This is a genomic window from Cyclobacterium xiamenense, from assembly GCF_900109255.1.
Lineage (GTDB): Bacteria > Bacteroidota > Bacteroidia > Cytophagales > Cyclobacteriaceae > Cyclobacterium > Cyclobacterium xiamenense.
In genome coordinates this window covers 1-26,067 of record NZ_FNZH01000014.1, presented here as the reverse complement: position 1 = coordinate 26,067, position 26,067 = coordinate 1, and the positions used below count along the sequence as shown (strand labels likewise).

The following is a 26,067-nucleotide window of genomic DNA, read 5'->3' as shown; positions in this document are numbered from 1 at the left end:
ATTAATCATTTATACCATTTGCAGGTGTCGGCTCGTCAAGTAGTTTCTGTTTTGCCATTTCTGCTCGTGTTGCTCACCGCTTTTTCGGCCGACAGCCACCGGGTAGAAGACTTTTTCAATGAACCCCAATTACAAGGTCCCGAGGGGGTTTGTTTAAATGGAGGATTTGCGTACGCGGACTTCTCCGCAGGAGGGGACCCGGGTACGGACCGGTATATCTGGAGCATTACCGATGCCAGCGGTTTTGAGATTTTTTATGAATCCGGGGGAGCTGCTGCGCAGGACATTTCGTTTCCCTTCACTGCCACCGGCGTATTTACGATCAGTCTCCGTGTGATTCGGGGAGCGGACCAGAACTATTACCAGGCATCGCAAAGCGTGACCGTAGAGCGGGGCCCGTCTTTTGTATTGCCCACCGATGTGGTGTTTTGTGGAAGTGATCCGGTTACCTTGCAGGCATTGGATCCCGTGGATGCCGGCAGTGGGCGGTATACGATCGAATGGCTCAATCCCGCAAATACGGTTTTGGGAACCGGAAATACCTACATTGCGACAGAGCCTGGAAGGTACTATGCAAAAGTAAGTTCAATTGCCTGTGAAGCGGTGGCCACTACCTTTGTCGGACCGTCCATATCCGTTTCGGTGCAGGCGTCGTCCACGGTGGCCTGCCTGGGTAGCACTGTGACTTACCGCCCGGATGCTCCCTACCTGGCATCCTGGTTTTACCAAAAAGACGGGGCTACCGAACGAACATTTATTGAAAATGCATTCGAACTGGCCCTGGACACCGATGCGCTCGAGGGATTGGGCGGCTATACCGTTTTTTTCACCGTAGAGGATCCGGATAGACCCGGGTGCGATGTGGAGCAATCGTTTGACCTGGAGGTTCGCGATGCGCCGGAGTTTACCCTTACCAAACGGAGCGACGCCGAAAGTTGCGCGTCGGCGACCGGTGTCTTTGAGATTCAGGCAATTACCCTGCTGAATTCCGTGCGAATTTCAGGCAAGCAGGAAATCACGATCAATCAGATCGCCCAGGGAGAGATCCGTACCATTACAGGCCTGGAGCCGGGTGTATACACGGTGACTGGCAGGGTGGGCGACTGCGAGATTAGCCGGTCCGTCAGCATCGAAAACGAAAACCCGGACGAGGGGATCGACTTTGAGGTAAGGTCTACGCCCTCCGTTTGTACCGCTTCCGGCGTGCAACGAGGCGTGTTGACGCTGGATTTTAAGGGATTATCGGTGTCGGGATCCTATCGAATAGCTGGGGCGAATGGTCAACTTTTTCAGGGGAATTTTCAGAATCAGGCCCAGGTGGAGGTAGACGTGCCCACGGGAACGTATACAGTGAGTGTAAGCGATGAAAGCGATTGTAGTTCGACCCAATCACAAACCTACCAAATGACCGGTGCGCAGCAAGTTAATTTTTCCGTTCCGGCCAGCCTCACCGTTTGCCAGGAATACAGGCTGGTTCCCGAATCCGGCCTATCCCTGCAATTCCGCATGGTGGCTCCCGATGGTACCGAAGTTGCTCCGGCAGGGGGTGGGTTTTTGCTTGATCAGACGGGTACGTACCGCCTTACAGGGAGCCCCGCAGATCCCGGTGTGGTCTTGTGTCCCAGGACCCGGAGCATTGAGGTATTGGTAAACGAACCCGTGGAATACGACTATACGCAGCGGACCATCAACTGCTTTGGAAATCAGATTTTTGGCGTTGAACTTTTTGGTGAAAATCCGAATCAATACATCATCCGGTGGATGCGGGAAGACCGGACCATACTGGGGAGAGAAGTAGAGTTTTTTCCTCCCAGTACGGGAAATTTCCTTCTTGAGGTGCAGCCAAGAGGAAGCAGTGCCTGCCCGGTTACGCCGGTGCAATTCGAGGTCACCATTCCGGAAAACGATGCGCAGGCATCTGTAACGGGTACACCGATTTGTGGAGCGGGGTCGATTGCGATCGTACAGGCCGAGGTAAGCGGTTCAGCGGTTGCGAAAGTCGAGTGGTACAAAATTGAGGAAAGTGGGGACAATACCTGGCTTTTTGACTTCGACGACCAATTGGAAATTGAAGTGGAAGAGCCCGGGACGTATGAAGTGGTATTGCGCAACGAAATTAACTGCAGGCTATTTGGGGCGGTTTACGAGGTGGTGGAAAATGTACCCGCAGCGATTGATTTGGTCGACTCCTACTCCATTTGCAGTGCAGAAAACAGGCGGCCGACGTTGAACCCAGGTACGTTTGATACCTATCGATGGTACCTGGAAGATAGTTTGCTGAGTGAATCGAACAGCTATGTGCCACAAGCGCCCGGGGCGTATACGCTGGAAGTGGTAGATGAAGCCGGATGCCCTCAGGAACACGTCTTTCGAGTAGAGGAGGATTGTGTGATTCTGATTCGCTACCCAAGTGGCCTGGTACCCGGCGATTCGGAGAAGCAATTCAAAGTTTTTGCTGCTCCGGAAATCGACTACGTGGAGGTTTTTATCTACACCCGTACCGGAGAGTTGATTTTTTATTGCGAAGAAAACAGCGGCGGACAGGCAAGTCCCGGCTGTACCTGGGACGGTTTGGTGAATGGCAGGGAGGCGATGGATGGGACCTATTCGGTCATCGTGAATTACAAAAGCAGCGAATTGGGTTTGGACAAATCGGAAAAGCGATCCCTTACCGTCATTGGAAATTGATGTAGTTTGGCGGCGCGATGTGATGCAGCCTGAGATAAACGATCAGTTGGGCGCGGTGGTGGGTGACGTGATCGGCAAGCAGCAAAAGAAATTGCCGTCTGGTTCGACTAAATGCGGCATAGGAAGTTGTTTCATCCAATTTGTCCGGATCGAACTCCTTGATTAGCTCTTTCGCCCGATCAAATTCCCGAGCCGTTTCCTGAATCAGTTGTGCCTTGTTTTTACCCGTTACCTGAAAATCCTCCCAGCGGATTGGCGCTTCGCTGCCGCCAAATTTGCTGAAAGCATGCCAGTCCATGACGACGGCCATGTGCATGAGTTGCTCGGCAAAACTCTTCCCCTCGTCAAAAGGGGCCTGAAAATAATGCGCTTCGGGCATCGCTTCCGCCACAGCAAGCAGGTAGGCTTTGGATTGGTCCCAGCGCACCAAAAAATCACGAAGAAAGGGATCTTCCTGACCCGTACCCTTAGGGCAGATCGAAAGTAGGAGGAATAGGACAAGAATCACATACTTTTCCATTTTTATTGGTAACTTTTGAGTTTTAAGGATAGTTATCGAGGGCAATTACCACCGCACACTCGAAGTTATGAAATTGAAGCCAACAAGAAAGGAACCATGAAAGCATTTTGGAACGAAAGGTACAAATCTGCCGATTACGTCTACGGGGAGAAACCCAACGCATTCTTTGCATCGAAAATTACTTCTCTTAGCCCGGGAAAGCTGCTGCTGCCGGCAGAAGGGGAGGGCAGGAATGCCGTCTTTGCGGCTAGTCTCGGCTGGGAGGTTTGGGCCTTTGACTTTAGCGAAGAGGGAAAAAGAAAAGCGGAACGGTTAGCCGAAAAAAATCGGGTAGCTATTCACTATGAGGTCTGTGATACAAATGACGTTCGGTACGAGGCGGATTCCTTTGATCTAATGGGATTGTTTTTTGCCCATTTCCCGGAAGGTGTACGTGCTACTTACCACCGCAAACTCGCAGCTTTTGTAAAGCCGGGCGGGAAATTGCTGATAGAGGGCTTTCGAAAGGAGCACCTGGAGTTGAGCCGCGCGAATCCCCAAGCAGGTGGTCCCAAAGACGAAAGCATGCTTTTCTCGCTGGATATCCTGCGCAGCGACTTCCCTGATTTTGAATGGGAACAATTGGAAGCGCTGACTGAAAACCTGGAGGAAGGAAGCTTTCACCAAGGCAAATCGGCCTTGATTCGCGCCCTGGGCACCAAACGTAAACAAGCAAACCATTAACGCCATGCGCATACCGATATTAGGTACTACCCTACGAAATTTCATGCTGCTGTGGGTTCTTTTCCCAGGCACATCTTGCGATGTTTCCGATAACCTTGACAATTCAGTCGGCGCGTTTCCCTACGAAGAGTGGCAAATTGACGATTTCCGGGAGGCCTATGCAGCTGAAATGGTGACGGTAAGAGAAGTAGTGGAAGCGTACCTGGACAGAATTGAAGCCCTGGACCAATCCGGTCCGGAATTGAATGCAGTGTTGCAGGTCAATCCGGATGCCCTGAAACTGGCAGACTCCCTGGACCTGCTGCGGGCATCGGGAAGTCCGGTAGGCCCCATGTTTGGGATCCCGGTACTGCTGAAGGACAACCTGGACACCCACGATGCCATGGCGACCACGGCTGGTTCCCGGGCACTGGCCGGCTCCAGGCCAATGAAAGACAGTTTTGTGGCAAAGAAATTGAAGGAGTCGGGTGCAGTGATTTTGGGAAAGGCCAATTTAAGCGAATGGGCTAATTTTCGGGGAGAACTATCCAGCAGCGGGTGGAGCGGAATGGGTGGGCAGACCAAAAACCCCTACCAGCTGGATAGAAACCCCTGTGGGTCCAGTTCCGGATCGGCGGTCGCCGTATCTGCTAATTTGAGTGTACTGGCGATCGGTACGGAAACCAACGGATCCATCGTTTGTCCTGCCCATGCAAATGGAATTGTGGGTATCAAACCCACGGTAGGCTTGGTGAGCCGATCGGGCGTCATACCCATTTCCGATACCCAGGATACCCCTGGCCCCATGGCAAGAACGGTAAAGGATGCAGCGATAGCGCTGGAAAGCCTGGTAGGCGTTGATCCGGAAGACGCTAAAACTCTGGCCAGTGCGGGAAATTACCAGGTCGATTATGTTCAATTTCTGAAAAAGGACGGGTTGAAGGGGAAGCGGATTGGTTGGTTCAAAGGACCTTCAGGAAGAAATTTCAAGGTGGACCGCTTGATGGAGGCGGCAATCGCCTACATGGAAAGTCAAGGTGCGGAAATTATACCCATCGATCAGGTTGAACCTGCGGGTACCGGCGCCCATTCCCTGCAAGTAATGCTGTACGAATACAAGCAAGGCTTGAATGCCTATTTTGAATCGCTGGGTGCGGATGCCCCCATTAGGAACCTGGAGGAGTTGATTGCCTTTAACGAGCGCGATAGCATTGAACTGCGGCATTACAACCAGTTTTATCTTGAACAGGCGCAGCAAAAAGGCGGACTGGAGGAAACGGCGTACCAGGAAGCGTTGGCTTCCATGCTTCGAATGAGCCGGGCAGAGGGCATCGATAAGGTCCTGGAGGAAAACCAGCTACATGCCATCGTCGCGCCCACCGGAAGCCCTGCCTGGAAGACCGACCCCGTCAATGGCGATTCGTTTCAATTGGGGAGTTCCTCCCCGGCAGCACACGCCGGCTACCCCAACATTTCCCTACCCATGGGATTTGTGGAGGGCTTGCCGGTTGGCATTTCCATTTTCGGAACCGCCTGGTCGGAACCTGCTTTACTGGAGATCGCCTACGCTTTCGAACAAGGTACCAACCACCGCAAAGCCCCGGAATTTAGGTAGGGGGTACACAAAAACGGAATAATTTCAAACCTTTCTCCATTTAGTATTCCCCAAGTATCCATTTAATTTGGTAAACTTGGCAAATTAAATTTTTGATTCATGATATACATAGATTTGATTGCGGGCGCAAGACCCAATTTTATGAAAATTTCCCCAATTATTGACGCTATTCTGGCCGCATCAAATGAGGGTAAAGCCATTGCTTTTCGGCTGATTCATACCGGCCAACACTACGACAAAAACATGTCCGGTAATTTTTTTGAGCAACTGGGTATTCCAGACCCGGACGTTAACCTGGGTGCCGGAGGCGGCAGCCAGGCCGAGCAAACGGCAGCCATCATGATTGGGTACGAAAAATTACTCATGGAAAAAAACAAACCTGATCTTTGCCTGGTGGTAGGGGATGTCACTTCGACCATGGCTTGTGCCATCACTGCACAAAAGCTACACGTACAAGTGGCGCATGTAGAAGCAGGCATTCGTTCGGGTGACTGGACCATGCCCGAGGAGATCAACCGAATGGTGACCGACAGCATTACAAATTATTTTTTTACCACCTCTGAGGTCGCAAATTCCAACCTTAAACAAGCCGGAGTTGGAGAGGAGCGCATCTTTTTCGTCGGAAATACGATGATCGATACGTTGCTCAAGCACCGGCCCAGATTTCAGCAGCCAGAAGTATGGAAACAGTTGGGCCTGAAAGACGGGAAATACCTGGTCATGACCCTGCATCGACCTGCCAATGTGGATCAGGAAGAAAAGCTCCGGGAATTGATTCAGAAAATCGTGGACCACACGTTGGATTTGCCGCTCGTATTTCCGGTACATCCCCGAACAAAAAAGATGCTTCAGAATATCGGTATCGCCCACGAGCGGCTTCACATGATCGACCCACTCGGTTACCTGGAATTTAATTACCTGGTAGAGCGATCCAAAGCAGTAGTAACTGACTCTGGAGGCATAACCGAAGAAACTACGGTGATGGGGATACCCTGTATGACGCTTAGGGACAATACTGAACGACCGGAAACCATCACTCAGGGTACAAATGAGCTGTTGGGGACCGATCCCAAAGCCATTCCACCCGCTATGGAAAAACTATTTTCAGGAAATTGGAAAACCGGTAAAGTTCCTCATTTATGGGATGGACAGACGGCAAAAAGAATTGTTGAAATTCTTTTAGATAAATTAGGTTGATTATCCTGCTCAATCTGTATTCAAAGGCTTGAAATAACAGGAACATGTAGCTGGTGTCATACCCGTCATTCAGGCGTTGAAATGATAAAAGGGGCTGGTAAGTATCTCAGTTTTTACTAAATAAATTTGAATATTAATCCAGAAAGCTTTCCAGACTGGTGCTGAGATTTCAATTGTAATAGGAAATGTTAGAAGCTACAAACTTAGTACCACCTTGCCACCTATTGGATCAAGGTGGTTATTCTGACTGCTTTTAATATGCTAAATTTTAAATGAGTAGAGATAAACCAATTTTTTCTCGACTCATTTTTTTTTTTTTTCTGTGCAAGATTCATACCGGATTTTGATACCCCTGGTTTTTGGTTTTCTCTTTTCTTGTGGTAAAGGACCCAGTGAAACTCAAAATAAAAACTATATTATTCATAAATATGTGATTTACGATACATTTGGTAATCAGCTTTACACTTTTGGTACCTGGAGTCAATTGATGGACGATCCTTCTGTGCTCCCCAATGTAATCAAATCCGTTCATCATAGGCGTAGTTCCGTTAACCCAGTGCTTAAAAAATATGTGTTAGGAGGACGCTTTAGAGATTTTATTGAAATTATGGATCTTTCAAGTGGGAAATTATTTCTACCCTTGGTTCGGAGCAAGTTATTCCAGCGTTGGTCGTCGATTACTCAGCTGGTTATCCCATGGCACAGGTTACCGATAGAAGCCTTTCTAACTATTATATGGACATTATGGCGGGAGATGAAGATATTTATGCACTGTATTTTGGGAAATCTGCGGATTTATATTATCAAAATGGCGAATTGTCAAAAGAAATCTTTGTTTTTGATTACGATGGCAAGTTGGTAAAAACCTATACCCTGGATTATTCGCTGGTTTCCTTGGCTGTAGATGAAGAGAATATGCGCTTTTTTGGTATTTCATCCGATAAGGATCCGAATGTGGTGATTTTTGATTACAATGATTAGTAGTAAATGCGGCTTTGTTTTCCCTTAAATTTAAGCCAAACAAGTAAGCTGTTTGGATGAGGGGTTTTTTGAAGCAATTTCCCAATAGGAAAGCCAATTCAACTGTCAGGGTAAATGGTTAACTCTTATGATTTCCTATGCTGAAACCTAAATCCCCCGTATGCGCTTTAAAACAGATTATTTGTAAATTTTTTAAAAGAATAGTTGCAGGTGTGATTTTTTTTTTATCAATTTAAGTTCCATTAAATCAATGTTTTACTTCAAACTAAAAAAACATGAAGAAATGGATTAACAATTCAAAAAAAGGAATGGCAGCCTGTGGGGCTGTAGCGGTTATGCTGGTGGCCGGCTGGCAGTTTGGGGTCAGTGGTACGGAAGCACCGTTTTCGGAAAAGGACGTGGCCTTGGAGAATGCGATTGCGGGGAGTGGGAGCGCAGATTGTTGCGAGGTAATCTATTTTCCGGATTTGTGCACGATTCAATATATTCCTGTATATAGGGAATATTATGGAGAATACATTTGCATCTAATCAATCAACGACAAGTTTCTCAATCCTGATTTAAAATTTTGATGAGAAACTTGTTTGTTTTTTCACTATGAAAATGAAGAAATTAATTTTGAGAATGCTATCGGTAACAGGAATTTTTCTTGGTACGGGTATAATTTTACCTTCTTGCGAAGTTGAAAATAAAGGAGAAAATTTCAAAGATTATTTTGCAAATGCAGAAGTCATTGAGTTGACCGGTAATAGAATTCGTCTTCAGGAAAATGGAAAGCCACTAAGCTATATGTTCAACATGACCTTCTTTGACAGTTTAATTTTGGTCAATGAATTTCCGGATAGAGACTATACCTATAAACTTATTGATTTGAGAGACCAATCGGTAAGACCCTTTGGTAAAAAGGGTGAAGGGCCAAACGAACTATTAAGTGATGCGTTTTATTTTTCTGTAGACCACCCAAATAATAGATTATTTCTCACAGATAACGTACACTACTATATTTACGATGTTTTTGATTTAAAAAATGGATCTGATGAACCAAAAGAAAAATTTACCATGGACCAACGAGAAAAACGGTTTATGGGTAGTACGGTACATGTAAACGGATACATTGTTGGAAGTATGTTGCACAAAAGGTTTTGTGCCTACCAAATTTCCAATCAGGAACTTATCGAAGGCGAAGCCTACAAAGGAGGCCCGTCCATGGCAATGGCCAATCAATCCTTTTACATGAACCATCCAACGAAGAACATGGCGGTATATGGGATGTCCAAGGTTCCTGAATTCGGAATTCTTACCATTAAAAAAGACACCATCGAAGTAAATAAGTTTTCCTGGGGGGAAACCTCACTTGAAGTAAGCCATACTAAGGAAACGATGGCAGTCGTTGGAAATGAAGAATTGCGTTATGAATATACCTCCGTTGCGGTTACTGAAGAGTTTATCTATTTCCTTTATAGTGGAAAGAAAATTGACAGGAGTTCCCGAAAAAGCATGATGAATTCCGGGCTATCAAATGAAGTTTATGTCCTGGATTGGGAAGGAAAACCTATTAGAAAGTATAACTTAGACCAGCCGACGCGCTCCATCGCTGTGGATAGCAAAAATAAAATCTTATATACCGCTTCTTTTGAAGAAGATCCTACCCTGGTTGCCTATAATTTAACTGATCCAAAATGATTAGATTGACATTTCTTTATTTGTTATTCGGGATACTATCAAAGATAAGCTATGGACAGGATTCCAATACCCTTAAGGCATTCAAGTTACCTGAAAAGACATTTAAGGTGGCAGGAAAAACACAGCAAACACCTTTGGAGAAGCCATTAAAGATGGTTGCATTCATTGATCCACTTGCTAGCTCGTTAAACAAGGAAGCGGAAGTCTGGAAGTATTTTATAGGCAGTATGGACACGGACTCCATCGGATTTGTGTTTGTAGTCAGGGATAATTCTGATATGGTGAATTTTAAGCACTATTGGTTTGAAGAAATGGCGATGGATTATCCGTTTTTCCATGACAAAGGAAACCGGGTTTTTGACATAAATGAAATCTCTGATGAAAGATCAAGACAAACCATGCTTTTAAACCGGAATAACGAAATCGTTTTAACCGGTGGAAGTCCGATCAATACAGATCCATTCAATCGCTACCGAAGCGAATTGCACAAGCGGACTACTGCGATGGGTATTGCGGGTGCAGTAAGAGGTGTAATCGTCGAGCAGACAGAAAGTGGAGGTATAAAGTGGTTTCATGTAAATGAGCCTGTTTATGTAAATGAAAATGATGAGGTCGTCCCTACCAAACAAGCCAAAGAAGGAATTTATTCCAAAAAATGGGTGCCGGGAATATCCCCGCTTTCCGATACCGTCCGTTTGATCAAGAGAAATCAATAATAACCTTTTTAAAAATCCCTGTTGCTGGTGAGTGTTGCCTTTTTCCAATATGGCCTAAACGGAATATCTTTTTTTTTTCGATGCTTTTTTCACCTAAATCCCCCGTATACGCTTTAAAACAGATTATTTGTAAATTTTTTTCAGTATTTTTTAAAAGAATAGTTGCAGCTCTCGTTTTTTTTTTATCAATTTAAGTGCCATTCAATCAATGTTTTACATTAAACCAAAAAAAACATGAAGAAATGGGTTAACAATTCAAAAAAAGGAATGGCAGCCTTTGCGGCTGTAGCGGTTATGCTGGTGGCCGGCTGGCAGTTTGGGGTTAGTGGTACGGAAGTGCCGTTTTCCGCAAGCGAAGTGGCGTTGGAGAAGGCGATTGCGGGGAGTGGATATGGGGGCCTTTGTTGTCAGTTTGAGGATGAGTCTTGTAATCACCCGATAGGTCTGAAATTTGCTGATTCCTATTGGTATGGAGGTTATACCGAATGCTTTTAGTTTTAACTTTTAATTAATTGGAGAGATAAATCGTTTTTATTTCTCCAATTAATGTATCTTTTATGAATTTATATATGATTAAAATTTACTTATATAGGCTATTATTACTTTTCTTAACAGGTCTTAATTTTTCTTGTGGAAACCCACCTGAGAAATCACATGATATCGAATATAGTATTCGCAACTTTGGTCCTGAAGATGTTCCAGCGCTGGATGCTCTTCAAGGTAAAAAACTTAATCTAACTGCTTTGCTAAACCCCAATGCTATTCTTTGGACAGGTAAATACCTGGTAGTGGGAGAGCGCAAGGTTTTGGACTACCACCTGCACGTGGTCGATCCGAATAGTGAAAGGCTGATTAATACAACGGGTAAAGACGGTTTTGGTCCAGGGGAAATTGTTGCTGCTTATCAATTACAGCGAGGGAAATCGGTCAACGAATGTTGGGTTTACGACCATACCCAAAAATTGATTGCCTTGTTTGATTTGGAATCATCCAGTGATCTGTACCAAAAAGCTTTTAAGCAGCCTCAAAGTATGTATTTGGCTGTGGACATGTTGTGGAATTCGGACAGTACGCTTATATGTCAATTGGCAGATGGAGACGAAAAATTCCAGATTTATGATACACTTGGAAATCAGCTCTCCACCTATGGCACCTGGAGCCAAATGCTGGAAGACCGCTCTCCTCCACCCAATGTGGTGAGTTCTGTTCACCAGGGAAAATCCACCATAAGCCCAGACTATAGAAAATACGTGAAAGTTGGGTTATTACGAGATTATATTGAAATTCTGGACTTACCCAGCGGAAAGATCACTTCTGTTCACGGGCCTGAACATAATATCCCGGAATTTGAGGTAGACTATTCTGCAGGATATCCCATGGCGCAATTCACGGATATGAGCAGATCACATTATTATAAGGATGTTGTGGCAGGAGAAAAATACATTTATGCTCTATATTTTGGGAAGTCCATGGATGCTTACTTTCAGGAAGGTGAAACGGCCAGAGAAATCTATGTGTTCGATTATGCCGGCAGTTTGGTAAAAACTTATACGCTGGACCATGCCCTGTTTTCCCTGGCAGTGGACGAGAAAAACAAGCGCTTTTTTGGTATTTCATCCGATAAGGATCCGAATGTGGTGATTTTTGATTACAATGATTAGTAGTAAATGCGGCTTTGTTTTCCCTTAAATTTAAGCCAAACAAATAAGCTGTTTTGATGAGGGATATTTTGAAGCAATTTTCCAATAGGAAAGCCAATTCAACTGTCAGGGTAAATGGTTAACTCTTATGATTTCCTATGCTGAAACCTAAATCCCCCGTATGCGCTTTAAAACAGATTATTTGTAAATTTTTTAAAAGAATAGTTGCAGGTGTGATTTTTTTTTTACCAATTTAAGTGCCATTCAATCAATGTTTTACATTAAACCAAAAAAACATGAAAACATGGCTTAAAAATTCAAGAAAATTAATGGCAGCCTGTGGAGCTGTAGCGGTTATGCTGGTAGCTGGCTGGCAGTTTGGCGTCAGTGGTACGGAAGCACCGTTTTCGGAAAAGGACGTGGCCTTGGAGAAGGCGATTGCGGGTTCTAATGAATATGGAGGCGTATGTTGCTCGTGGAATGACTCCTGTCCGCACCCAATTGGGTTGAAATTTGCAGACTCCATTTGGGTGCCAAATGATGATACCTGTATTTAACTAACTTTTAATGGAGTAGGCTTCAAAGATGTCCTACTCCCTTTCAACTTGATTTTGATATCAATTCTCAAGAAATGATACGCAATAAATTAACCCTTCTAGTTGGATTTTTCGCTTTAGGCTTTGCCTGTTCTCCCGCATCGGAGGAAAACGAAATCGAAGAAATCGTTGTTTTTGATGAAAAGGATCTTCCGGATCCGATAGCCTTGGTCGGGAAAAAGTACAATTTCCCCAACATAACAAACCCGAGAAATATTTTGTGTTTGGGAGATTACCTGGTGGTAAGTGAAAGAAGCAATGGCGATCTTTTGCATATCCTTGACATACAATCCGAAAAATACATCCGCAGTACCGGGAAGAATGGCCTTGGTCCGGGAGAAGCAACCCTGGTATGGAAATTGGAACCCGCCTTTGAAAAAGAAAGCTTCTGGTGCTACGATTTGGAACAAACTTTTTTTTCAAAGTACTCCGTTAATGAAGGGACTTCCAAATTGGCAGAAAGCCAGTTGAGATTGGAAGAGATTTTCCATTATGTAGCTGATTTGACCTGGGCATCAGATACCAGCTTATTGGTTACGATGGTGGATGGTAACGATAAGTATTTTGAGGTGTCGCTGCAAGGGGATACATTGGCCGCCTACGGTACCTGGGACAGTATGATCGATCGCAAAGATGTTCCTTACAATGTGATAAGCAGTATACATCAGGGAAGATTAAAAGCCTCTCCCGATAAACGTAAATTTATCGCTGCAGGATCCAGACGGGATTTTATCGATGTATTGGATAAGGCATCTGGAAAGATCCTTTCTATCAGAGGTCCCGTTGATGAAGTTCCGGAATTTGACGTGGACTACAGTAGGGGCTATCCCATGGCAGCTATGAACATGAAAACACTTACGGTAAAGTATTTGGACAGTTTTGCCGGGAAAGAACGAATATACGGGCTTCACCTGGGTAAAAGCTTTCGAAACATCAGTGATCCTGATGAATTGAATCGGATTTTTGTTTTTGATTACCAAGGAAAAATTGTACATCAGTATTCGCTAGACTACCCGCTAACCGGATTTACTGTGGATGAAGACAATAGCATCATCTATGGACTCACCGTAGATGAGGAGCCCAATGTTGTTGCCTTTGCCTTGCCGGAGAGTTCGCTGCTCACAGAATAGGCAGGTGATAGGCTAGTTGAAGCGATTTGATTTTAAGCTCCTTTCTATGAAATACCGCTTTTGTAGGGTTCGGGTATTTTCCATTATTTTTTCTGCTTGCAAAATGTGCGCTTCTGCGCTCAAATTGCTGAAATTTCGTTTTAGAAGTAGGATTGGAAAGAGAAGAGTCAGAAATACATGGGGTGTCAACCCATTGATTTACAGTTTTTAAACAAAAGTGTCATCAGAAAGATCAAAGAGTGTTTGGAGTGGAGAATATCGTGGAAGAATTCGAAAAGCCCAGGGGACAAAAGACTACCACACACTCTTTTCCAAATCTGAAACCTACCAAATAAAGTTTGCAGTGACGATTTAATCGGTGTTTTTATGCGCCATTCTCTCCCAATAATAAGGTTTCTTAGTGACGATTTGGTTGTTTTAAGGAGATGTTACCTCTAATTTAAGAAAGGTAATTTTTACCCTTTTTGACAAAAGAAAATCATTTCATTTTCAGGAAGGGCATGTTTTTTCACCAATTCTTTGTCCAGAGTTTTGACAAACGAGTTTTCGGAAACGATTAAGCCGGAAGCACTGAGTCTGCTGGCATAATCTTTTCCGTACTTCCGAACATGGTCGCGTTGGCCAAAAACCCGCTCCCTTTCGACAGGATCTGTGATGCTGGGGTATTCCAGGGTTTTATCCAGGTCGTATACGGGGGACTGCAAAATGCCCCAGCCGCCAGGTTTTAGTACCCGATTGATTTCTTTACAGGCATCTATGTCGCTTTTCACATGTTCGAGTACATGGTTGCAAAAAACCACGTCAAAGCTATTGTCCGGAAAGGGGATTTGGTGAATGTCCATTTTAATTTTAGCAAGGGGAGATTCCAGATCGCCGGTGATGTACTCAAGGTTATCCATCGCCTCAAATCGATCCAAAAAGCACAATTCCGGGGCGATATGCAGTACTTTTAGGGGACTCTTGAAAAAATCGGTTTTCTGTTTGAGAAACAGCCACATGAGCCGGTGCCGCTCCAGGCCCAGGCAGTTTGGACAGAGCGCATTGTCTCTACCTACTCTTCCGTAGGGCAAAAATTTCCGAAAACTTCGTTCGCAAATGGTGCATTGGACGGTATTTCCGCGGTAAAACACCGCAGCCAATCGTAAGAAAAAATGGCTGAAAAGCTGTAGGTATTTCCGTGGAATGTATCGGATCGTCCAACTTATCACTGCTTTCATGCGGCAAATATAGCGAATGAATGGGAATGGCGTACGATTCACGAAAATTTAAGGAAATGTGTTTTTCCGATACGGCGACGAATGCAAACTAAAAACGAAAAAATTAGCCTTGAAATTACATTTTTATGTCAATGGACAAATAAGATGCTCATTGGGAAGGACTTAATTGACGAAAAAGTTACCTTTGAACCAGTAAATAACAGGAAAATGAAAAAGAATTTAATTTACGTAGCCATTGGAAGTGTGATTGTTATCGGTGCGCTGTATTACTTTTTTGCCTCTGGGAGTGCGGGAGTGGAGAACGATATACTGGCTACCGTCAACAAAGGGGAGTTTCGGGTAGAAATTACTACTTCCGGGGAGTTGGAGGCGTTGCGATCGGTACAAGTCTTTGGCCCCGCCGAAGCGCGTCGATTTAGAATTGGCAATTTTACCATTGACAAAATGGTGGACGAAGGCACGGTCGTAAAGAAGGGAGATTTTATTTGTTCCATCGACAAGACAGAATTGTTTGGCCGTCTGGAGGACAGAAGGCTGGATCTGGAGCAAACCCGGGCACAATACGAACAGATTCAATTGGATACCTCATTGAATCTTCGGGTCGAGCGAGACAATATCCTCAACCAGGAGTACATTGTACAGGAACAGGAATTGATATTGGAGCAGTCTCAGTTTGAGCCGCCTGCGATCATTAAACAAAACGAGTACAACGTAGAAAAAGCCAAAAGAGAGCTTGATCAAGCCAGGGAACGCTACCGAATCAAGAGTCTTCAGGAAAAAGCCAGAATGATGGAAATTGCCGCCAAGCTTCGTGAAGATGAGTTGGAAGTGGAACAAATGGTTGAGGTTCTGGATAAATTCGTTGTGACTGCACCCCAGGATGGGATGGTGATTTATGTCGATTATAGGGGTAGTAAAGTGAAAGAAGGTTCTCAGATAAGTTCCTGGAATCCCGTCGTCGCCACACTCCCAGACCTGACGACCATGCAGAGTATTACCTACGTCAATGAGGTAGACATCCGCAGGGTAAAAGTGGGCCAAAAGGTGGAATTAGGCATGGATGCTTTTCCAGACAAACGATATACCGGCGAGGTAACCAAAGTGGCCAATGTGGGGCAACAACGGCCAAATTCAGATGCAAAAGTTTTTGAAGTCATGGTAATCGTCAACGAGAGTGATCCCATGCTCAGGCCGTCTATGACTTCCAGCAATACCATCATTGCCGACCAGCTAAATGAGGTACTGTACGTGCCATTGGAGGCCGTCAATGTAGAAAACGATAGCATAAATTACGTATACCTTCGGAACGGTGTCAAGCAGGAAGTTCTTTTAGGGATGACCAATGCTAACGATGTGGTCATTGAAAAGGGACTGAATGACGGAGACTATGTCTACTTAAATACACCGAATTGGGGAAGCAACCTGACGGTGAATTTACTCGAAGAACTGAACGGCAAACGAAACCTGGACAATAAGGATGAGGAGCCTGTGGCGGAAGTCCCGTCCTTCGGTCAACGAAGGTCCACGCCAGCTCCCTGAACAGACATCGCTAAAAAGTACCATTCCTTATCTAAATCAAACCTATGTTTAACGAGAGGCTTTTAGCCAATTTTTATATCGCCTTTGAGGCAGTACTGGCTAACAAGGTACGTTCCCTGCTGACCGCTTTGGGGATTATTTTTGGGGTCGCAGCTGTCATAGCCATGCTGGCCATCGGTACCGGAGCACAGCAGGAAATCATGGAACAGATCAAGCTGGTAGGTGTCAACAACATCGTGGTGGTACCGGTAGTAGAGCAGGTAGAAGAGCAACTGGACGAGAGTAGTAGTTTAGAAAAGGAGCGCAGTAAATTTTCTCCGGGCCTGAAGTTACAAGACGCCGAGGCCATTCGTGAGATCATCCCTGGAATCAGCAAGATCAGCCCGGAAATCGTATTGGACACCTATATTGTAAAAAGTGGCGTCCGAAGATCTGCCAAGCTGGTGGGTGTAACCCCGGCGTATTTTGACGTGCTCGATTTTAAGTTGAGAGCCGGCAGAATGTTTAGTGAAAAGAATCTGGTAAAGGGAGACCCCGTTTGCATCATTGGGAGAAACGTGGCGGCACGGTTTTTTCCAAATGAAAGCCCGATTGGCAAAAAGATCAAGAGCGGTAGCCAATGGTTGGAAGTAGTCGGTATTTTGGAAGAGCGGATCGTTTCGGAATCAAGTATATCCAAGCTAGGCATCCGGGACTTCAATATGGATGTCTACGTACCGATTCAAACCATGCTCATCCGCTATAAAAATAGGGACCTGGTCACCGAATCGAGATTAAACGATAGCAATAGCGGATCCAGTAATTACCACCAACTGGATAAGATGGTCATTCAGGTATCGGAAAGCGAATTGCTTAACCCCACTGCGGAGGTTTTGGCCAAAATGCTGGAACGGAGGCATTTTAACGTAGTGGATTTTGAGATCACCATTCCCGAACTATTGCTCAAACAGCAACAACGGACCCAAAACATTTTTAATATCGTTTTGGGAGCCATCGCGGGGATTTCTTTGCTGGTGGGAGGAATCGGTATTATGAATATCATGTTAGCGTCGGTAATGGAAAGAATAAAAGAAATTGGCCTAAGGCTTTCGTTAGGAGCAAAAAAGAACGATATTGTGAATCAGTTTCTGTTTGAATCCATTATGATCAGTGTTTCCGGTGGCTTGATAGGTGTGATTTTGGGTATCGTATTGGCCCATTTGGTATCCACTTTTGCCGATTTTCCTACTGTAATTACCCTGAGCTCCATTGTATTGTCTTTTGGAGTGGCAGCCACAGTAGGGTTGGTCTTTGGTATTACCCCAGCCAAGAGAGCCGCTAGCCAGGATCCGATAACCTCTTTACGCTATGAATAAACTATTTCTACCAAACCTGATCGTTATGTTTTTAGCGATCATTTTTTCTGTCCATTCCCAGCAGGTCGTTTCGTATACCCTGGAAGAGATTATTTTACGGGCTAAACAACAATCTCCGGCTGCCCTGAATGCGGATACCCGAAGAGAAAACCGGTACTGGAGCTATCGCCTGTACCAATCCAATTTTAACCCCCAGTTGCGCCTGGAAGGCACCCTGCCGCAGTATTCGCAGGCCTTCAATAACGTCACCCAACCGGACGGGACCATTGAGTTCCGGGAAGTGAGGCAAAATTTGGTGGATTTGGAATTGGGACTCCGCCAGGTAATTGGGCCCACGGGTGGCATCATCTCCGTCAACAGTTCGACCAACCGTTTTGACAATTTTCTGGCCTCGGATTCCGAAAGTCAGACGCGGTGGAGTGGCGTTCCGGTAAACATTCGCCTGTCCCAACCCATTTTTGCCTTTAACCCCTTTAAGTGGGATCGAAAAATTGAACCCATTCGCTATGAAGAGAGTAAGCGAGAATTTGTAGAGGAGATGGAACAGATCAGCGAACGGGTAACCCAGATGTTTTTTGATTTTTTGGTGGCCCAGGTAAACCTGGACATCGCTACAAAGAACCTTCAAAACTCCGAAGCGATTTTAAAAATCGAACAAGGGCGGTACAATATCGGCACTACCTATGAAGATAAATTGTTGCAGGTGGAATTACAGGTGTTGGAAGCGCGGCAAGATGTGGCACAGGCTCGGTTGGATATGGAAGCATCTTCCCTTCGCTTGAAATCCTACATAGGGCTGAACGAAAGCACGACCCTAAATCTGAAGTTACCGGATGAAATCCCGGATTTTGAGGTCAATGTGGAACAAGCAATCGAATATGCGTTTCAGAACCGCTCCGATGCTATTAGTTTCGAAAGGCAGCGAATGGAGGCGCAGGCAGACGTAGCCCAGGCAAGGGGGCAACGTTTTCAGATGAATTTGAACGCCAGCTACGGGTACAACAAGGCGGCCTTGATGTGGGGAGACATCTATTCCAATCCCAACACCCAGGCCTTGGTAAATCTGAGCATTGGCGTGCCCATTTTGGATTGGGGGCGCAACAAAGCCAGGATGAGCATGGCAAAGGCCAATCAAAAGCTCACGGAATTTGAAATTGAGCAGGAAATCATCAATTTCGAGCAGGAAATTTTCACCCGGGTTCGGAACTTTATCATGCTCAAAGATCGGCTGGAGATCACGAAGACATCCGATGAGGTTGCCGACAAACGGTACGAAATATCCTTCCGCAGGTACCAGAGCGGAAATGTATCCATTACCGATTTGGGAATAGCCCAGCGCGAAAAGGATGAAAACAGGAGGAGTTACGTTGAATCCCTAAGAGACTATTGGACGGCGTATTTTGAGCTCAGAAGGCTGACACTTTACGATTTTGAGAATAAGGAGTTGCTTTACAGCCCTGAAATGAGTTTCCAGGAAGAGTAAACCGAGTTTAATGAGGCCAAGGGCGGGTAATCCGCTCAGCAACGTATGCTTTAAAGGAATTGCCCAGGCAGTAAATGGCTGCGCCAAAAAGCAGGGCGATGTGAAAGAGACCGTTGTTATAGATGCCAAAAATGGAGTTAAGCGCCGAAAGAAAGGAATCCGTTTGGAGGATATGACCGCGCACCCATTCGATGGAGAAGACCACCCGAATAAAGATGGACAATAGGGCGAGTATGCCCCCAACCATCCCGATCAGCGGCTTTTTGTAATGGATCAGTAATCCAAACGCCGCGAAGGTTTCGATCCCGGCCAGTAAAATGGCCCAAAAAAGACTGTATTCCAGGGCCCCAATGAGTTTTAACTTGGTAAATCCACCAAACAAAAGAAGGCAGGCCAGAGAAATACGGATGACATGACCACCAACTCCTTCAATTTTTAGGTATTTAAGAAATTTTTCCACTTACTAATATATGAATTAAACCCAACTATTTCCTATTGTACCGCAATTAAACTGGAACCGGATTGTTACAAATTGCGGACTTGATGTATCGGGGTTTTTATCTGCAGCCGTTTATTTTGTCGTCGGACTGACTTCGATAGCTACCAGAGCAGACTGGTACAACAGCCTTCCATCGTGGGCGTATACCACCACTCGTAGGTCGTAAGGTCCTGCTGCCTCCGGTCTCCGAACCACCTTTTTTTGGTGATTTTCTATGGGCATTTCCTAATTGGAAAGGCAGTTGGCGGTATTCCGAACGGCTTCACTAATGGCTTGTTTGTTTTCCAAAGTGAAATCATCGTCCCGCTGCCGTTGGTAGAAACAGGACAGAATAATAAACGTTCCCTTTTGATCCGCTGCAACGATTACTTTCTCCACCCCTTGCATGTACTTCTTTCTCAACGCGCCATTCGGTTCAAAAGCGGTATTGAGGCCCCCTCATAGCCGGGTAATACCCCTGAAGCGAACTATCAAACCCATTCACTCCGAGGCTCAGGTATTCGGGGATGCGATGGATAAAGGTTTGGGTGTTTTCCCACGGGTCAACGGCATCCACTTGTTTTTCGATTCCCCCCCTGTCCTCAAAAACGGTAGTGACCATCCCCACATTCAGTAGCAGGCGCTCCTCAGGAGAACCGGGATTGGTAATATCTCTATTGATGTACCAGTTATCTTCTTCTATGTTGATCTGCGGTCGATTTCCCTGGGGGAGGCATACTTCCGGACAAAAATACGCCTACCTCCAAGGCAGCTGTTTTAATCTGCGAGCGTCTTCTGATGGCTAAATTGAATTTTTGTTCGCACCTTTATACCTAGGCGTTGCCGATTTATTCTTATGGTCTGCATACGTGATGGGTTTTGGTTGCTATTCAATCAACCTCTCGCGTAGACGCGTAGAGTAGATGAACCCTGACAGCTTGTTGGGTGCTATTTTTACCCGGAGATTATGAGATTATGTAGCAGATTTAAGGCAATGAGTCCGAATCATGCCGGAGAGGGGTTCCTATCCTTTGCGTAGGCTACCGGCTCCGGGTTACGATCTCCCTCAAAATTCGGCGTTGCCGGGTGTTCTGGGGAAGGGAATTACGTCCCGTATATTGCTCATTCCGGTGACAAATTGGACCAATCGCTCAAAGCCCAGTCCAAAGCCGGCGTGGGGTGCCGTGCCAAAGCGTCGGGTATCCAGGTACCACCACATTTCCTCCTGACTAATGCCCAATTCCTGCATTCGTTCGGTCAGCTTGTCCAATCTTTCTTCCCGCTGCGAACCGCCAATGATTTCCCCAATACCCGGAAACAGAATGTCCATGGCAGCCACTGTTTTTCCATCCTCGTTTTGCTTCATGTAAAACGATTTGATGGCTTTGGGATAGTCGGTGATGATCACCGGCTTTTTAAAATGTTTTTCGACCAGGTACCTTTCGTGCTCGGATTGCAGGTCTGTACCCCATTCGTCGATGGGGTAGGTGAATTTTTTCTTTTTATTCGGTTTGGAGTTTCGCAGGATATCCAATGCCTCGGTGTAGCTGATGCGTACAAAGGTATTTTTGGTCACAAATTCAAGGCGTTCGAGCAGGCCAAGTTCACTGCGTTGTTCAGCCTTTTTGTTTTTTTCTTCTTCGGCCGCGCGTTGGTCAAGAAAGGCAAGGTCTTCCTGGCAATTTTCCAGCGCGAAGCCGATGATGTACTGTAGGAAATCTTCCGCCAGGTTCTGATTGTCTTCCGCATCGTAAAATGCCATCTCCGGCTCAATCATCCAGAATTCGGCCAGGTGGCGCGTTGTATTAGAGTTTTCCGCCCGGAAGGTAGGCCCGAAGGTATAGATTTCCGAGAGGGCCAGTGCTGCGAGTTCCCCCTCCAATTGACCAGAAACGGTAAGGTTGGTTGCGCGTTCGAAGAAATCTTCTTTGAAATTGATGGCGTTGTTTTCGTCCCTGGGTGGATTTTTTAGATCCAGCGTGGTGACCTGGAAGGTTTCTCCGGCCCCTTCGGCATCCGACGCAGTGATAATGGGCGAATGCAGGTAGCAAAATCCCTTTTGGTGGAAATACTGGTGTACGGCAAAAGCCAAATGGTGGCGAATACGAAAAATGGCGCCAAACGTATTGGTTCGGACCCGCAAATGGGCGTTTTCTCGCAAAAACTCCAGGGAGTGTTTTTTGGGTTGAATGGGGTATTTGTCCGGGTCCGCTTCTCCCAGGATTTCTATCCGATCCGCCTGAATTTCCGATTGTTGGCCACTACCCTGAGAGGCGACCACCGTACCGGTAATTTTAAGACAGGCACCCGTATTTGCTTTTTTGAGTAGTTCTTCGTTGATTTTTTCCGGGTCTGCAACAATCTGGTAATTTTGAATGCTGGAACCATCATTCAAGGCGATGAAGGTTACGTGCTTGTTGCTGCGTCGGGTTCGTACCCAGCCCATTACCGTTACAGTCTCGCCTGTGTAGGTGTTTTCGATTAAATGTTTAATTTTTATTCGTTTGTTAAATGACATGATTCGTTTTTCTATTGAAGTGAATACCTATGCGGACTGTGTGTAAAGTGAATGCAAAAAAACGATATAATACGCTTTTTATCAAAATTTTGATCTTATTTCCTAAATTTGAAGAATGAAAGCGGGACGTCCGTTCGATAGCCCCTGATTTACACGTACCTAACCCATACCAGGTCAAAGAATATATGCAAAAACTGAATTTAAATCAGATCTTATCCCAAAAGTTATCTCCTCAGCAGATACAGTTTATTAAGCTTTTACAGGTGCCAACGGCCGAGCTGGAAGCGCGGATTGAGGAGGAATTGGAGATCAATCCTGCATTAGAGGAGGGAAAGGAGTCCGATTCGGACATTCAGGCAGAGGAATTTGCGGAGGGAACGGAGGTTCCGGATGTAAAAGAAGACAAAGACATCAATATTGACGAATATTTAAATGAAGAGTACGGTGGGTACAAAATGCAGGGGGATGGGAACTATTCCGGAGACGAAGAAGATCGGGAAATGCCGATTTCCAGCCATTCTACCCTTCACGAGCAGCTACTTTCTCAATTGAATTTTTTAAAACTAGACGAGCAGCAGCGGTTGATTGGAAGGCAGCTCATCGGTAGCATCGAAAACGACGGCTACATCCGCAGGAGTCTGGAAGCAATCATCAACGATTTGGCTTTCAGTCAGAACGTGGAGACGGACCTGGATGAGGTAGAAGAGATCCTGCTTAAAATTCAGGGGTTTGATCCCCCGGGTATCGCAGCCAGAAACCTTCAGGAATGCCTGATTATTCAATTGGAACGAAGGGATGATACAAACGAGCCCCTGGTACAAAAAGCCATTTTTGTTGTGCAACATTGCTTTGAGGAATTTACCAAGAAGCATTACGATAAGATTCTGAAAAAGGCAGGAATAGAAGAAGAGGAACTTAAGGAGGTGATTCATAGTATCACCCGGTTGAATCCAAAACCGGGAGGAATTTCGGACGGTATGGTACGAAATCATTACGTAATTCCCGACTTTATCCTGAATAATACGAACGGCAAGTTTGAAATAGTTCTGAATTCAAAGAATGCGCCAGAACTTAAAGTGTCCAGGTCCTACTCCGAGATGTTTAACGCCTATGACAAGAGCGACAAGAAAGATAAAAAGCTCAAGGAGACCGTAACCTTTGTTAAACAAAAGCTGGATTCTGCAAAATGGTTCATCGACGCGATCAAACAGCGGCAGCAAACATTGATGAAAACCATGCAGGCCATACTCGATTACCAGCAAGAGTTTTTTGTGGATGGGGACGAGACAAAACTTCGTCCCATGATACTAAAGGACATTGCTGAAAAAATCGACATGGATATATCGACTGTATCTCGGGTAGCAAACAGCAAAGCCATACAGACCGAATTTGGGGTGTTTCCACTAAAATACTTTTTCTCGGAAGGAATCGCTACCGACGGAGGGGAGGATGTTAGTAATCGGGAGGTCAAAAGCGTACTCAACAAATTGGTGGAAGAGGAAGACAAAAAGAAACCGCTCTCTGACGACAAACTGGTGAAATTACTCAATCAGAAAGGATACAACATAGCCCGAAGGACTGTAGCCAAATACAGGGAACAACTGCAGATCCCGGTGGCCAGGTTAAGAAAGGAGTTATAGGTGTGTAGGAAATTTGCATTGGGAGTTTCGGTGGTCTTTCAACCGCTTTTAATTCCCTCCATGATGGTACTTACCTTATTTTACATTGTTCCGGAGGCGACGGTTGTGCCCGGGGAAGCGAAATGGTCAATCGCTCTGCTAGTCGGGTTTACGACGTTTCTGGTTCCGCTACTGGGATTGGTGGGGATGCGTTTTTCTGATCTCATACATAGCTTTCACCTACCCGACAAACGAGAAAGGCTGGTTCCGTTTGTACTGGTCAGCATATTCTATTGTATGACTTCGGGTTTCTTTTACTGGAAATTAAATGTCGATGAGCTGCTAATCGCGACCCTTGGGTTGGCCACGTTTAGTCTCATGGCCTTGACAGCGGTTACCTATTTTTGGAAAATTAGTGCGCACCAAACGGCTTTAGGGGGCTGGGTTGCTCTGGTGGCAGTCTTATCGGTAAAGTTTTATTCCCCACCGATGTTTTATTATTTACTAGTGATTATCGTCATCAGTGGTCTGGTAGGAACGGCCAGGTTGTACCTAAATGCGCACAAGCCCTTGGAGGTGTATGCGGGTTTTGCCCTGGGATTTGGAATTAATTTTTCTGTGCTGTATTCCCTGTTGGTAACTTAAAATGTACGGCGGTAAGGTTGCATTCGGGGATTTCCGGAATGGCATTAGAACAGGGCAACGGAAATTCCGAAGTTAAACTGGGTGGCCTCTGTGCCAAAAGGTCCTTGTTCGCCATCAAATAGACCGTTTAATCCATAGTATCCCCACACATTAAATCCGGGGAAACCCAAACGCGTGTAAACCCCGTACCGAATGGGGCTCAAGCCATAATCCTGGCTGTTTTTCACTTTTTGGGTCAATCCCTCGCTATCGGTTACAGTGATTTTAGAGTGCGCATTGTATAGTACGCCAATCTTTCCGCCGACAGCCACGCGAAAGCCGGAATTGTAGTCACTTTTGTTGGCATGGTACCGTATTTCAAGTGGGATATCCAGGTAATTAAGGGCCATGGTGTTCGTTTCCACGCGGATATTTTCCCCATAGATATCCGATATGGGAACCAGTTGACTGGAGTTGCCACCTTTTGCTGGGTCCGGAATCAGCGTTTGGTTGCCTTGAAATGCCAATTTCTCCAAGCCGAATCCCAGACCGGGGTTAAAAGTAAACCCAGAGTTTTCGCCCAAAGGCAGCTGCGTTTGGTAGTAAACATTCACCACTCGGGATGGAATAAATCGGGTGTTAAGATCTTCCGGTCGGTTATTAAGCAGGTTAAAACCAAAATCCAGAAACAGATCTCCTTTTATATTGGGCCGGCCGCCTATGGGTGTTTTTTCTTTTTCCTGAGCGTGTAGGTGAAAAGTAGCTGCGAGTAAAAGGCAAATTAGGGTAAGTCTTTTCATGAAAACAATCGTTAATTTTTCAATTGATCGGCTAAATTATGAAATCTTGCTTGATTTGGCGTGTTATTCATCTTAATAATTCTTAAATTAAAATTGGTCGAACGGCATTCTTTCCTGGGTGATGGGCTTTGTATTTTTGTTTGCATTCATTACCTTTGCATTCCGTTTAGAAGAAATGGCCTCGTAGCTCAATTGAATAGAGCACTTGATTACGGCTCAAGAGGTTCCAGGTTTGAATCCTGGCGAGGTCACATATTTCGCTTCATTACAGGTTTTGTGCGAAAAAAATCTTAAAAAAAACGCAAAATTGCATTGCCTACCCAAAAAAAGCGTTCATCTTTGTGATCCCAAACGGGGGGAAACGGAATGAGTTGGCGAATGCATCCGGAGATCGTTGAAAAAAGATTAAAATAAGTTTGTTTGGGGTTGGATTTTTTCTACCTTTGCAAACCCAAACGGAAAAGACATCAGAGAAAGGGTGTTTTGGAGCGTTTTGGACAAGCCGGTTGACTGCTCCGAAAGGGGGTATAAGAGGTCGGACTAAGTTCTTTGAAGTATTGTCAGACAAAAAATAAAAACAGAAGTAATTTCTTCGAGCCACAGAGACAACAGGCGATCTTGGTATAGTTTACGTGAGTAGGTATATCAGAGACGCCAAACAAACTTTACAATGGAGAGTTTGATCCTGGCTCAGGATGAACGCTAGCGGCAGGCCTAATACATGCAAGTCGAACGGGATTGTTGACTTCGGTTGACATGAGAGTGGCGCACGGGTGCGTAACGCGTATGCAACCTACCTTATACAGGGGGATAGCCCGGGGAAACCCGGATTAATACCCCATGGTATATATTGATCGCATGGTTAGTATATTAAAGATTTATCGGTATAAGACGGGCATGCGTAGGATTAGCTAGTTGGTAAGGTAACGGCTTACCAAGGCGATGATCCTTAGGGGTTCTGAGAGG

25 protein-coding genes, 1 tRNA gene and 1 rRNA gene are annotated in these 26,067 nt (G+C 45.4%); 19 read left to right on the top strand and 8 right to left on the bottom strand.

Features of this window, described 5'->3' with window-relative positions; all coding sequences use genetic code 11:
- Positions 1-24: 24 nt before the first annotated feature.
- Entirely contained in the window at positions 25-2,688 is a 2,664-nt protein-coding gene (locus BMW71_RS22545) for a hypothetical protein (protein WP_143057738.1), read from the top strand.
- On the opposite strand, the gene BMW71_RS22540 is transcribed toward BMW71_RS22545, so the two are convergent.
- Positions 2,675-3,208, bottom strand: a complete 534-nt coding sequence (locus BMW71_RS22540) for a DinB family protein (RefSeq protein ID WP_092178801.1) — start codon at positions 3,206-3,208, stop codon at positions 2,675-2,677. The genes BMW71_RS22545 and BMW71_RS22540 overlap by 14 nt on opposite strands.
- 96 nt (positions 3,209-3,304) lie before the next feature.
- Between BMW71_RS22540 and BMW71_RS22535 the strand changes: the two genes are divergently transcribed.
- From BMW71_RS22535 to BMW71_RS22480, 11 genes are all read left to right on the top strand, one after another.
- On the top strand, positions 3,305-3,931 hold the full coding sequence (locus tag BMW71_RS22535; RefSeq protein ID WP_092178800.1) for a class I SAM-dependent methyltransferase: 627 nt from the start codon (positions 3,305-3,307) through the stop codon (positions 3,929-3,931).
- Positions 3,932-3,935: 4 nt separating this feature from the next.
- Positions 3,936-5,525, top strand: coding sequence for an amidase (locus BMW71_RS22530; protein WP_218145625.1), 1,590 nt, complete (start codon positions 3,936-3,938; stop codon positions 5,523-5,525).
- Between the two features lie 99 nt (positions 5,526-5,624).
- Positions 5,625-6,722 (top strand): non-hydrolyzing UDP-N-acetylglucosamine 2-epimerase, encoded by a 1,098-nt coding sequence (wecB, locus tag BMW71_RS22525; RefSeq protein ID WP_092178798.1) that lies wholly within the window; start codon positions 5,625-5,627, stop codon positions 6,720-6,722.
- Positions 6,723-7,418: 696 nt separating this feature from the next.
- Positions 7,419-7,703: a BF3164 family lipoprotein gene (locus BMW71_RS22515; RefSeq protein WP_092178796.1), complete on the top strand. Its 285-nt coding sequence runs from the start codon at positions 7,419-7,421 to the stop codon at positions 7,701-7,703.
- Between the two features lie 275 nt (positions 7,704-7,978).
- Positions 7,979-8,233 carry a hypothetical protein gene (locus BMW71_RS22510; protein ID WP_092178795.1) on the top strand — a complete coding sequence of 85 codons (255 nt, stop codon included), beginning with the start codon at positions 7,979-7,981 and terminating at the stop codon, positions 8,231-8,233.
- Between the two features lie 73 nt (positions 8,234-8,306).
- Positions 8,307-9,386: a BF3164 family lipoprotein gene (locus tag BMW71_RS22505; RefSeq protein ID WP_177179743.1), complete on the top strand. Its 1,080-nt coding sequence runs from the start codon at positions 8,307-8,309 to the stop codon at positions 9,384-9,386.
- Positions 9,383-10,102 (top strand): hypothetical protein, encoded by a 720-nt coding sequence (locus tag BMW71_RS22500; protein WP_092178793.1) that lies wholly within the window; start codon positions 9,383-9,385, stop codon positions 10,100-10,102. The genes BMW71_RS22505 and BMW71_RS22500 overlap by 4 nt, the downstream gene beginning before the upstream one ends.
- Positions 10,103-10,336: 234 nt before the next feature.
- A complete protein-coding gene (locus BMW71_RS22495; protein WP_092178792.1) occupies positions 10,337-10,597 on the top strand; it encodes a hypothetical protein in 261 nt (86 codons plus the stop codon).
- Positions 10,598-10,659: 62 nt separating this feature from the next.
- Positions 10,660-11,763, top strand: a complete 1,104-nt coding sequence (locus BMW71_RS22490; protein ID WP_092178791.1) for a BF3164 family lipoprotein — start codon at positions 10,660-10,662, stop codon at positions 11,761-11,763.
- Positions 11,764-12,038: 275 nt separating this feature from the next.
- Positions 12,039-12,299: a hypothetical protein gene (locus tag BMW71_RS22485; RefSeq protein ID WP_092178790.1), complete on the top strand. Its 261-nt coding sequence runs from the start codon at positions 12,039-12,041 to the stop codon at positions 12,297-12,299.
- Positions 12,300-12,373: 74 nt separating this feature from the next.
- Positions 12,374-13,468 (top strand): BF3164 family lipoprotein, encoded by a 1,095-nt coding sequence (locus BMW71_RS22480; protein WP_092178789.1) that lies wholly within the window; start codon positions 12,374-12,376, stop codon positions 13,466-13,468.
- Positions 13,469-13,923: 455 nt separating this feature from the next.
- Here BMW71_RS22480 and BMW71_RS22475 read toward each other — a convergent pair whose 3' ends face one another.
- Positions 13,924-14,685: a class I SAM-dependent methyltransferase gene (locus BMW71_RS22475; protein WP_092178788.1), complete on the bottom strand. Its 762-nt coding sequence runs from the start codon at positions 14,683-14,685 to the stop codon at positions 13,924-13,926.
- A 207-nt stretch (positions 14,686-14,892) separates the two neighbouring features.
- Between BMW71_RS22475 and BMW71_RS22470 the strand changes: the two genes are divergently transcribed.
- Genes BMW71_RS22470 through BMW71_RS22460 form a run of 3 tightly spaced genes read left to right on the top strand, consistent with a single transcriptional unit; the run spans position 14,893 to position 19,062 of the window.
- The gene (locus BMW71_RS22470) at positions 14,893-16,224 is read left to right on the top strand and encodes an efflux RND transporter periplasmic adaptor subunit (RefSeq protein WP_092178826.1); all 1,332 of its coding nucleotides are present in this window, start codon (positions 14,893-14,895) and stop codon (positions 16,222-16,224) included.
- A 44-nt stretch (positions 16,225-16,268) separates the two neighbouring features.
- A complete protein-coding gene (locus tag BMW71_RS22465; RefSeq protein WP_092178787.1) occupies positions 16,269-17,579 on the top strand; it encodes an ABC transporter permease in 1,311 nt (436 codons plus the stop codon).
- Complete coding sequence (locus BMW71_RS22460) at positions 17,572-19,062, top strand: TolC family protein (protein WP_092178786.1); 1,491 nt, start codon at positions 17,572-17,574, stop codon at positions 19,060-19,062. Before BMW71_RS22465 ends, BMW71_RS22460 begins: the two co-directional genes overlap by 8 nt.
- A gap of 7 nt (positions 19,063-19,069) precedes the next feature.
- Here BMW71_RS22460 and BMW71_RS22455 read toward each other — a convergent pair whose 3' ends face one another.
- The 5 genes from BMW71_RS22455 to asnS form a co-directional block, all read right to left on the bottom strand.
- Positions 19,070-19,522 (bottom strand): hypothetical protein, encoded by a 453-nt coding sequence (locus tag BMW71_RS22455; protein ID WP_092178785.1) that lies wholly within the window; start codon positions 19,520-19,522, stop codon positions 19,070-19,072.
- Between the two features lie 111 nt (positions 19,523-19,633).
- The gene (locus BMW71_RS23815; protein ID WP_177179742.1) at positions 19,634-19,783 is read right to left on the bottom strand and encodes a hypothetical protein; all 150 of its coding nucleotides are present in this window, start codon (positions 19,781-19,783) and stop codon (positions 19,634-19,636) included.
- 3 nt (positions 19,784-19,786) lie between these two features.
- The gene (locus BMW71_RS23810; protein WP_177179741.1) at positions 19,787-19,963 is read right to left on the bottom strand and encodes a hypothetical protein; all 177 of its coding nucleotides are present in this window, start codon (positions 19,961-19,963) and stop codon (positions 19,787-19,789) included.
- Positions 19,964-19,976: 13 nt separating this feature from the next.
- Positions 19,977-20,162 carry a hypothetical protein gene (locus BMW71_RS23625; RefSeq protein ID WP_143057737.1) on the bottom strand — a complete coding sequence of 62 codons (186 nt, stop codon included), beginning with the start codon at positions 20,160-20,162 and terminating at the stop codon, positions 19,977-19,979.
- Between the two features lie 444 nt (positions 20,163-20,606).
- Entirely contained in the window at positions 20,607-22,058 is a 1,452-nt protein-coding gene (asnS, locus tag BMW71_RS22445; RefSeq protein ID WP_092178783.1) for an asparagine--tRNA ligase, read from the bottom strand.
- Positions 22,059-22,243: 185 nt separating this feature from the next.
- Here asnS and rpoN point away from each other — a divergent pair, with 185 nt between their 5' ends.
- Complete coding sequence (gene rpoN / locus BMW71_RS22440; RefSeq protein WP_092178782.1) at positions 22,244-23,698, top strand: RNA polymerase factor sigma-54; 1,455 nt, start codon at positions 22,244-22,246, stop codon at positions 23,696-23,698.
- A complete protein-coding gene (locus tag BMW71_RS22435; protein ID WP_244891283.1) occupies positions 23,699-24,322 on the top strand; it encodes a PA-phosphatase in 624 nt (207 codons plus the stop codon). It abuts the gene before it with no gap.
- A gap of 44 nt (positions 24,323-24,366) precedes the next feature.
- On the opposite strand, the gene BMW71_RS22430 is transcribed toward BMW71_RS22435, so the two are convergent.
- Positions 24,367-25,101 carry a porin family protein gene (locus tag BMW71_RS22430; RefSeq protein WP_092178781.1) on the bottom strand — a complete coding sequence of 245 codons (735 nt, stop codon included), beginning with the start codon at positions 25,099-25,101 and terminating at the stop codon, positions 24,367-24,369.
- A gap of 177 nt (positions 25,102-25,278) precedes the next feature.
- Here BMW71_RS22430 and BMW71_RS22425 point away from each other — a divergent pair.
- Positions 25,279-25,352: transfer RNA gene (locus tag BMW71_RS22425), tRNA-Arg, on the top strand.
- 416 nt (positions 25,353-25,768) lie between these two features.
- Positions 25,769-26,067, top strand: a 16S ribosomal RNA gene (locus BMW71_RS22420); the annotation flags it as partial.

Coding starts and splice junctions, on each gene's coding strand:
- BMW71_RS22540 (WP_092178801.1), bottom strand. CDS start 3,208: ATGGAAAAGTATGTGATTCTTGTCCTATTCCTCCTACTTTCGATCTGC.
- BMW71_RS22535 (WP_092178800.1), top strand. CDS start 3,305: ATGAAAGCATTTTGGAACGAAAGGTACAAATCTGCCGATTACGTCTAC.
- BMW71_RS22530 (WP_218145625.1), top strand. CDS start 3,936: ATGCGCATACCGATATTAGGTACTACCCTACGAAATTTCATGCTGCTG.
- wecB (WP_092178798.1), top strand. CDS start 5,625: ATGATATACATAGATTTGATTGCGGGCGCAAGACCCAATTTTATGAAA.
- BMW71_RS22515 (WP_092178796.1), top strand. CDS start 7,419: ATGGCACAGGTTACCGATAGAAGCCTTTCTAACTATTATATGGACATT.
- BMW71_RS22510 (WP_092178795.1), top strand. CDS start 7,979: ATGAAGAAATGGATTAACAATTCAAAAAAAGGAATGGCAGCCTGTGGG.
- BMW71_RS22505 (WP_177179743.1), top strand. CDS start 8,307: ATGAAGAAATTAATTTTGAGAATGCTATCGGTAACAGGAATTTTTCTT.
- BMW71_RS22500 (WP_092178793.1), top strand. CDS start 9,383: ATGATTAGATTGACATTTCTTTATTTGTTATTCGGGATACTATCAAAG.
- BMW71_RS22495 (WP_092178792.1), top strand. CDS start 10,337: ATGAAGAAATGGGTTAACAATTCAAAAAAAGGAATGGCAGCCTTTGCG.
- BMW71_RS22490 (WP_092178791.1), top strand. CDS start 10,660: ATGAATTTATATATGATTAAAATTTACTTATATAGGCTATTATTACTT.
- BMW71_RS22485 (WP_092178790.1), top strand. CDS start 12,039: ATGAAAACATGGCTTAAAAATTCAAGAAAATTAATGGCAGCCTGTGGA.
- BMW71_RS22480 (WP_092178789.1), top strand. CDS start 12,374: ATGATACGCAATAAATTAACCCTTCTAGTTGGATTTTTCGCTTTAGGC.
- BMW71_RS22475 (WP_092178788.1), bottom strand. CDS start 14,685: ATGAAAGCAGTGATAAGTTGGACGATCCGATACATTCCACGGAAATAC.
- BMW71_RS22470 (WP_092178826.1), top strand. CDS start 14,893: ATGAAAAAGAATTTAATTTACGTAGCCATTGGAAGTGTGATTGTTATC.
- BMW71_RS22465 (WP_092178787.1), top strand. CDS start 16,269: ATGTTTAACGAGAGGCTTTTAGCCAATTTTTATATCGCCTTTGAGGCA.
- BMW71_RS22460 (WP_092178786.1), top strand. CDS start 17,572: ATGAATAAACTATTTCTACCAAACCTGATCGTTATGTTTTTAGCGATC.
- BMW71_RS23815 (WP_177179742.1), bottom strand. CDS start 19,783: ATGCCCATAGAAAATCACCAAAAAAAGGTGGTTCGGAGACCGGAGGCA.
- BMW71_RS23625 (WP_143057737.1), bottom strand. CDS start 20,162: ATGGTCACTACCGTTTTTGAGGACAGGGGGGGAATCGAAAAACAAGTG.
- asnS (WP_092178783.1), bottom strand. CDS start 22,058: ATGTCATTTAACAAACGAATAAAAATTAAACATTTAATCGAAAACACC.
- rpoN (WP_092178782.1), top strand. CDS start 22,244: ATGCAAAAACTGAATTTAAATCAGATCTTATCCCAAAAGTTATCTCCT.
- BMW71_RS22430 (WP_092178781.1), bottom strand. CDS start 25,101: ATGAAAAGACTTACCCTAATTTGCCTTTTACTCGCAGCTACTTTTCAC.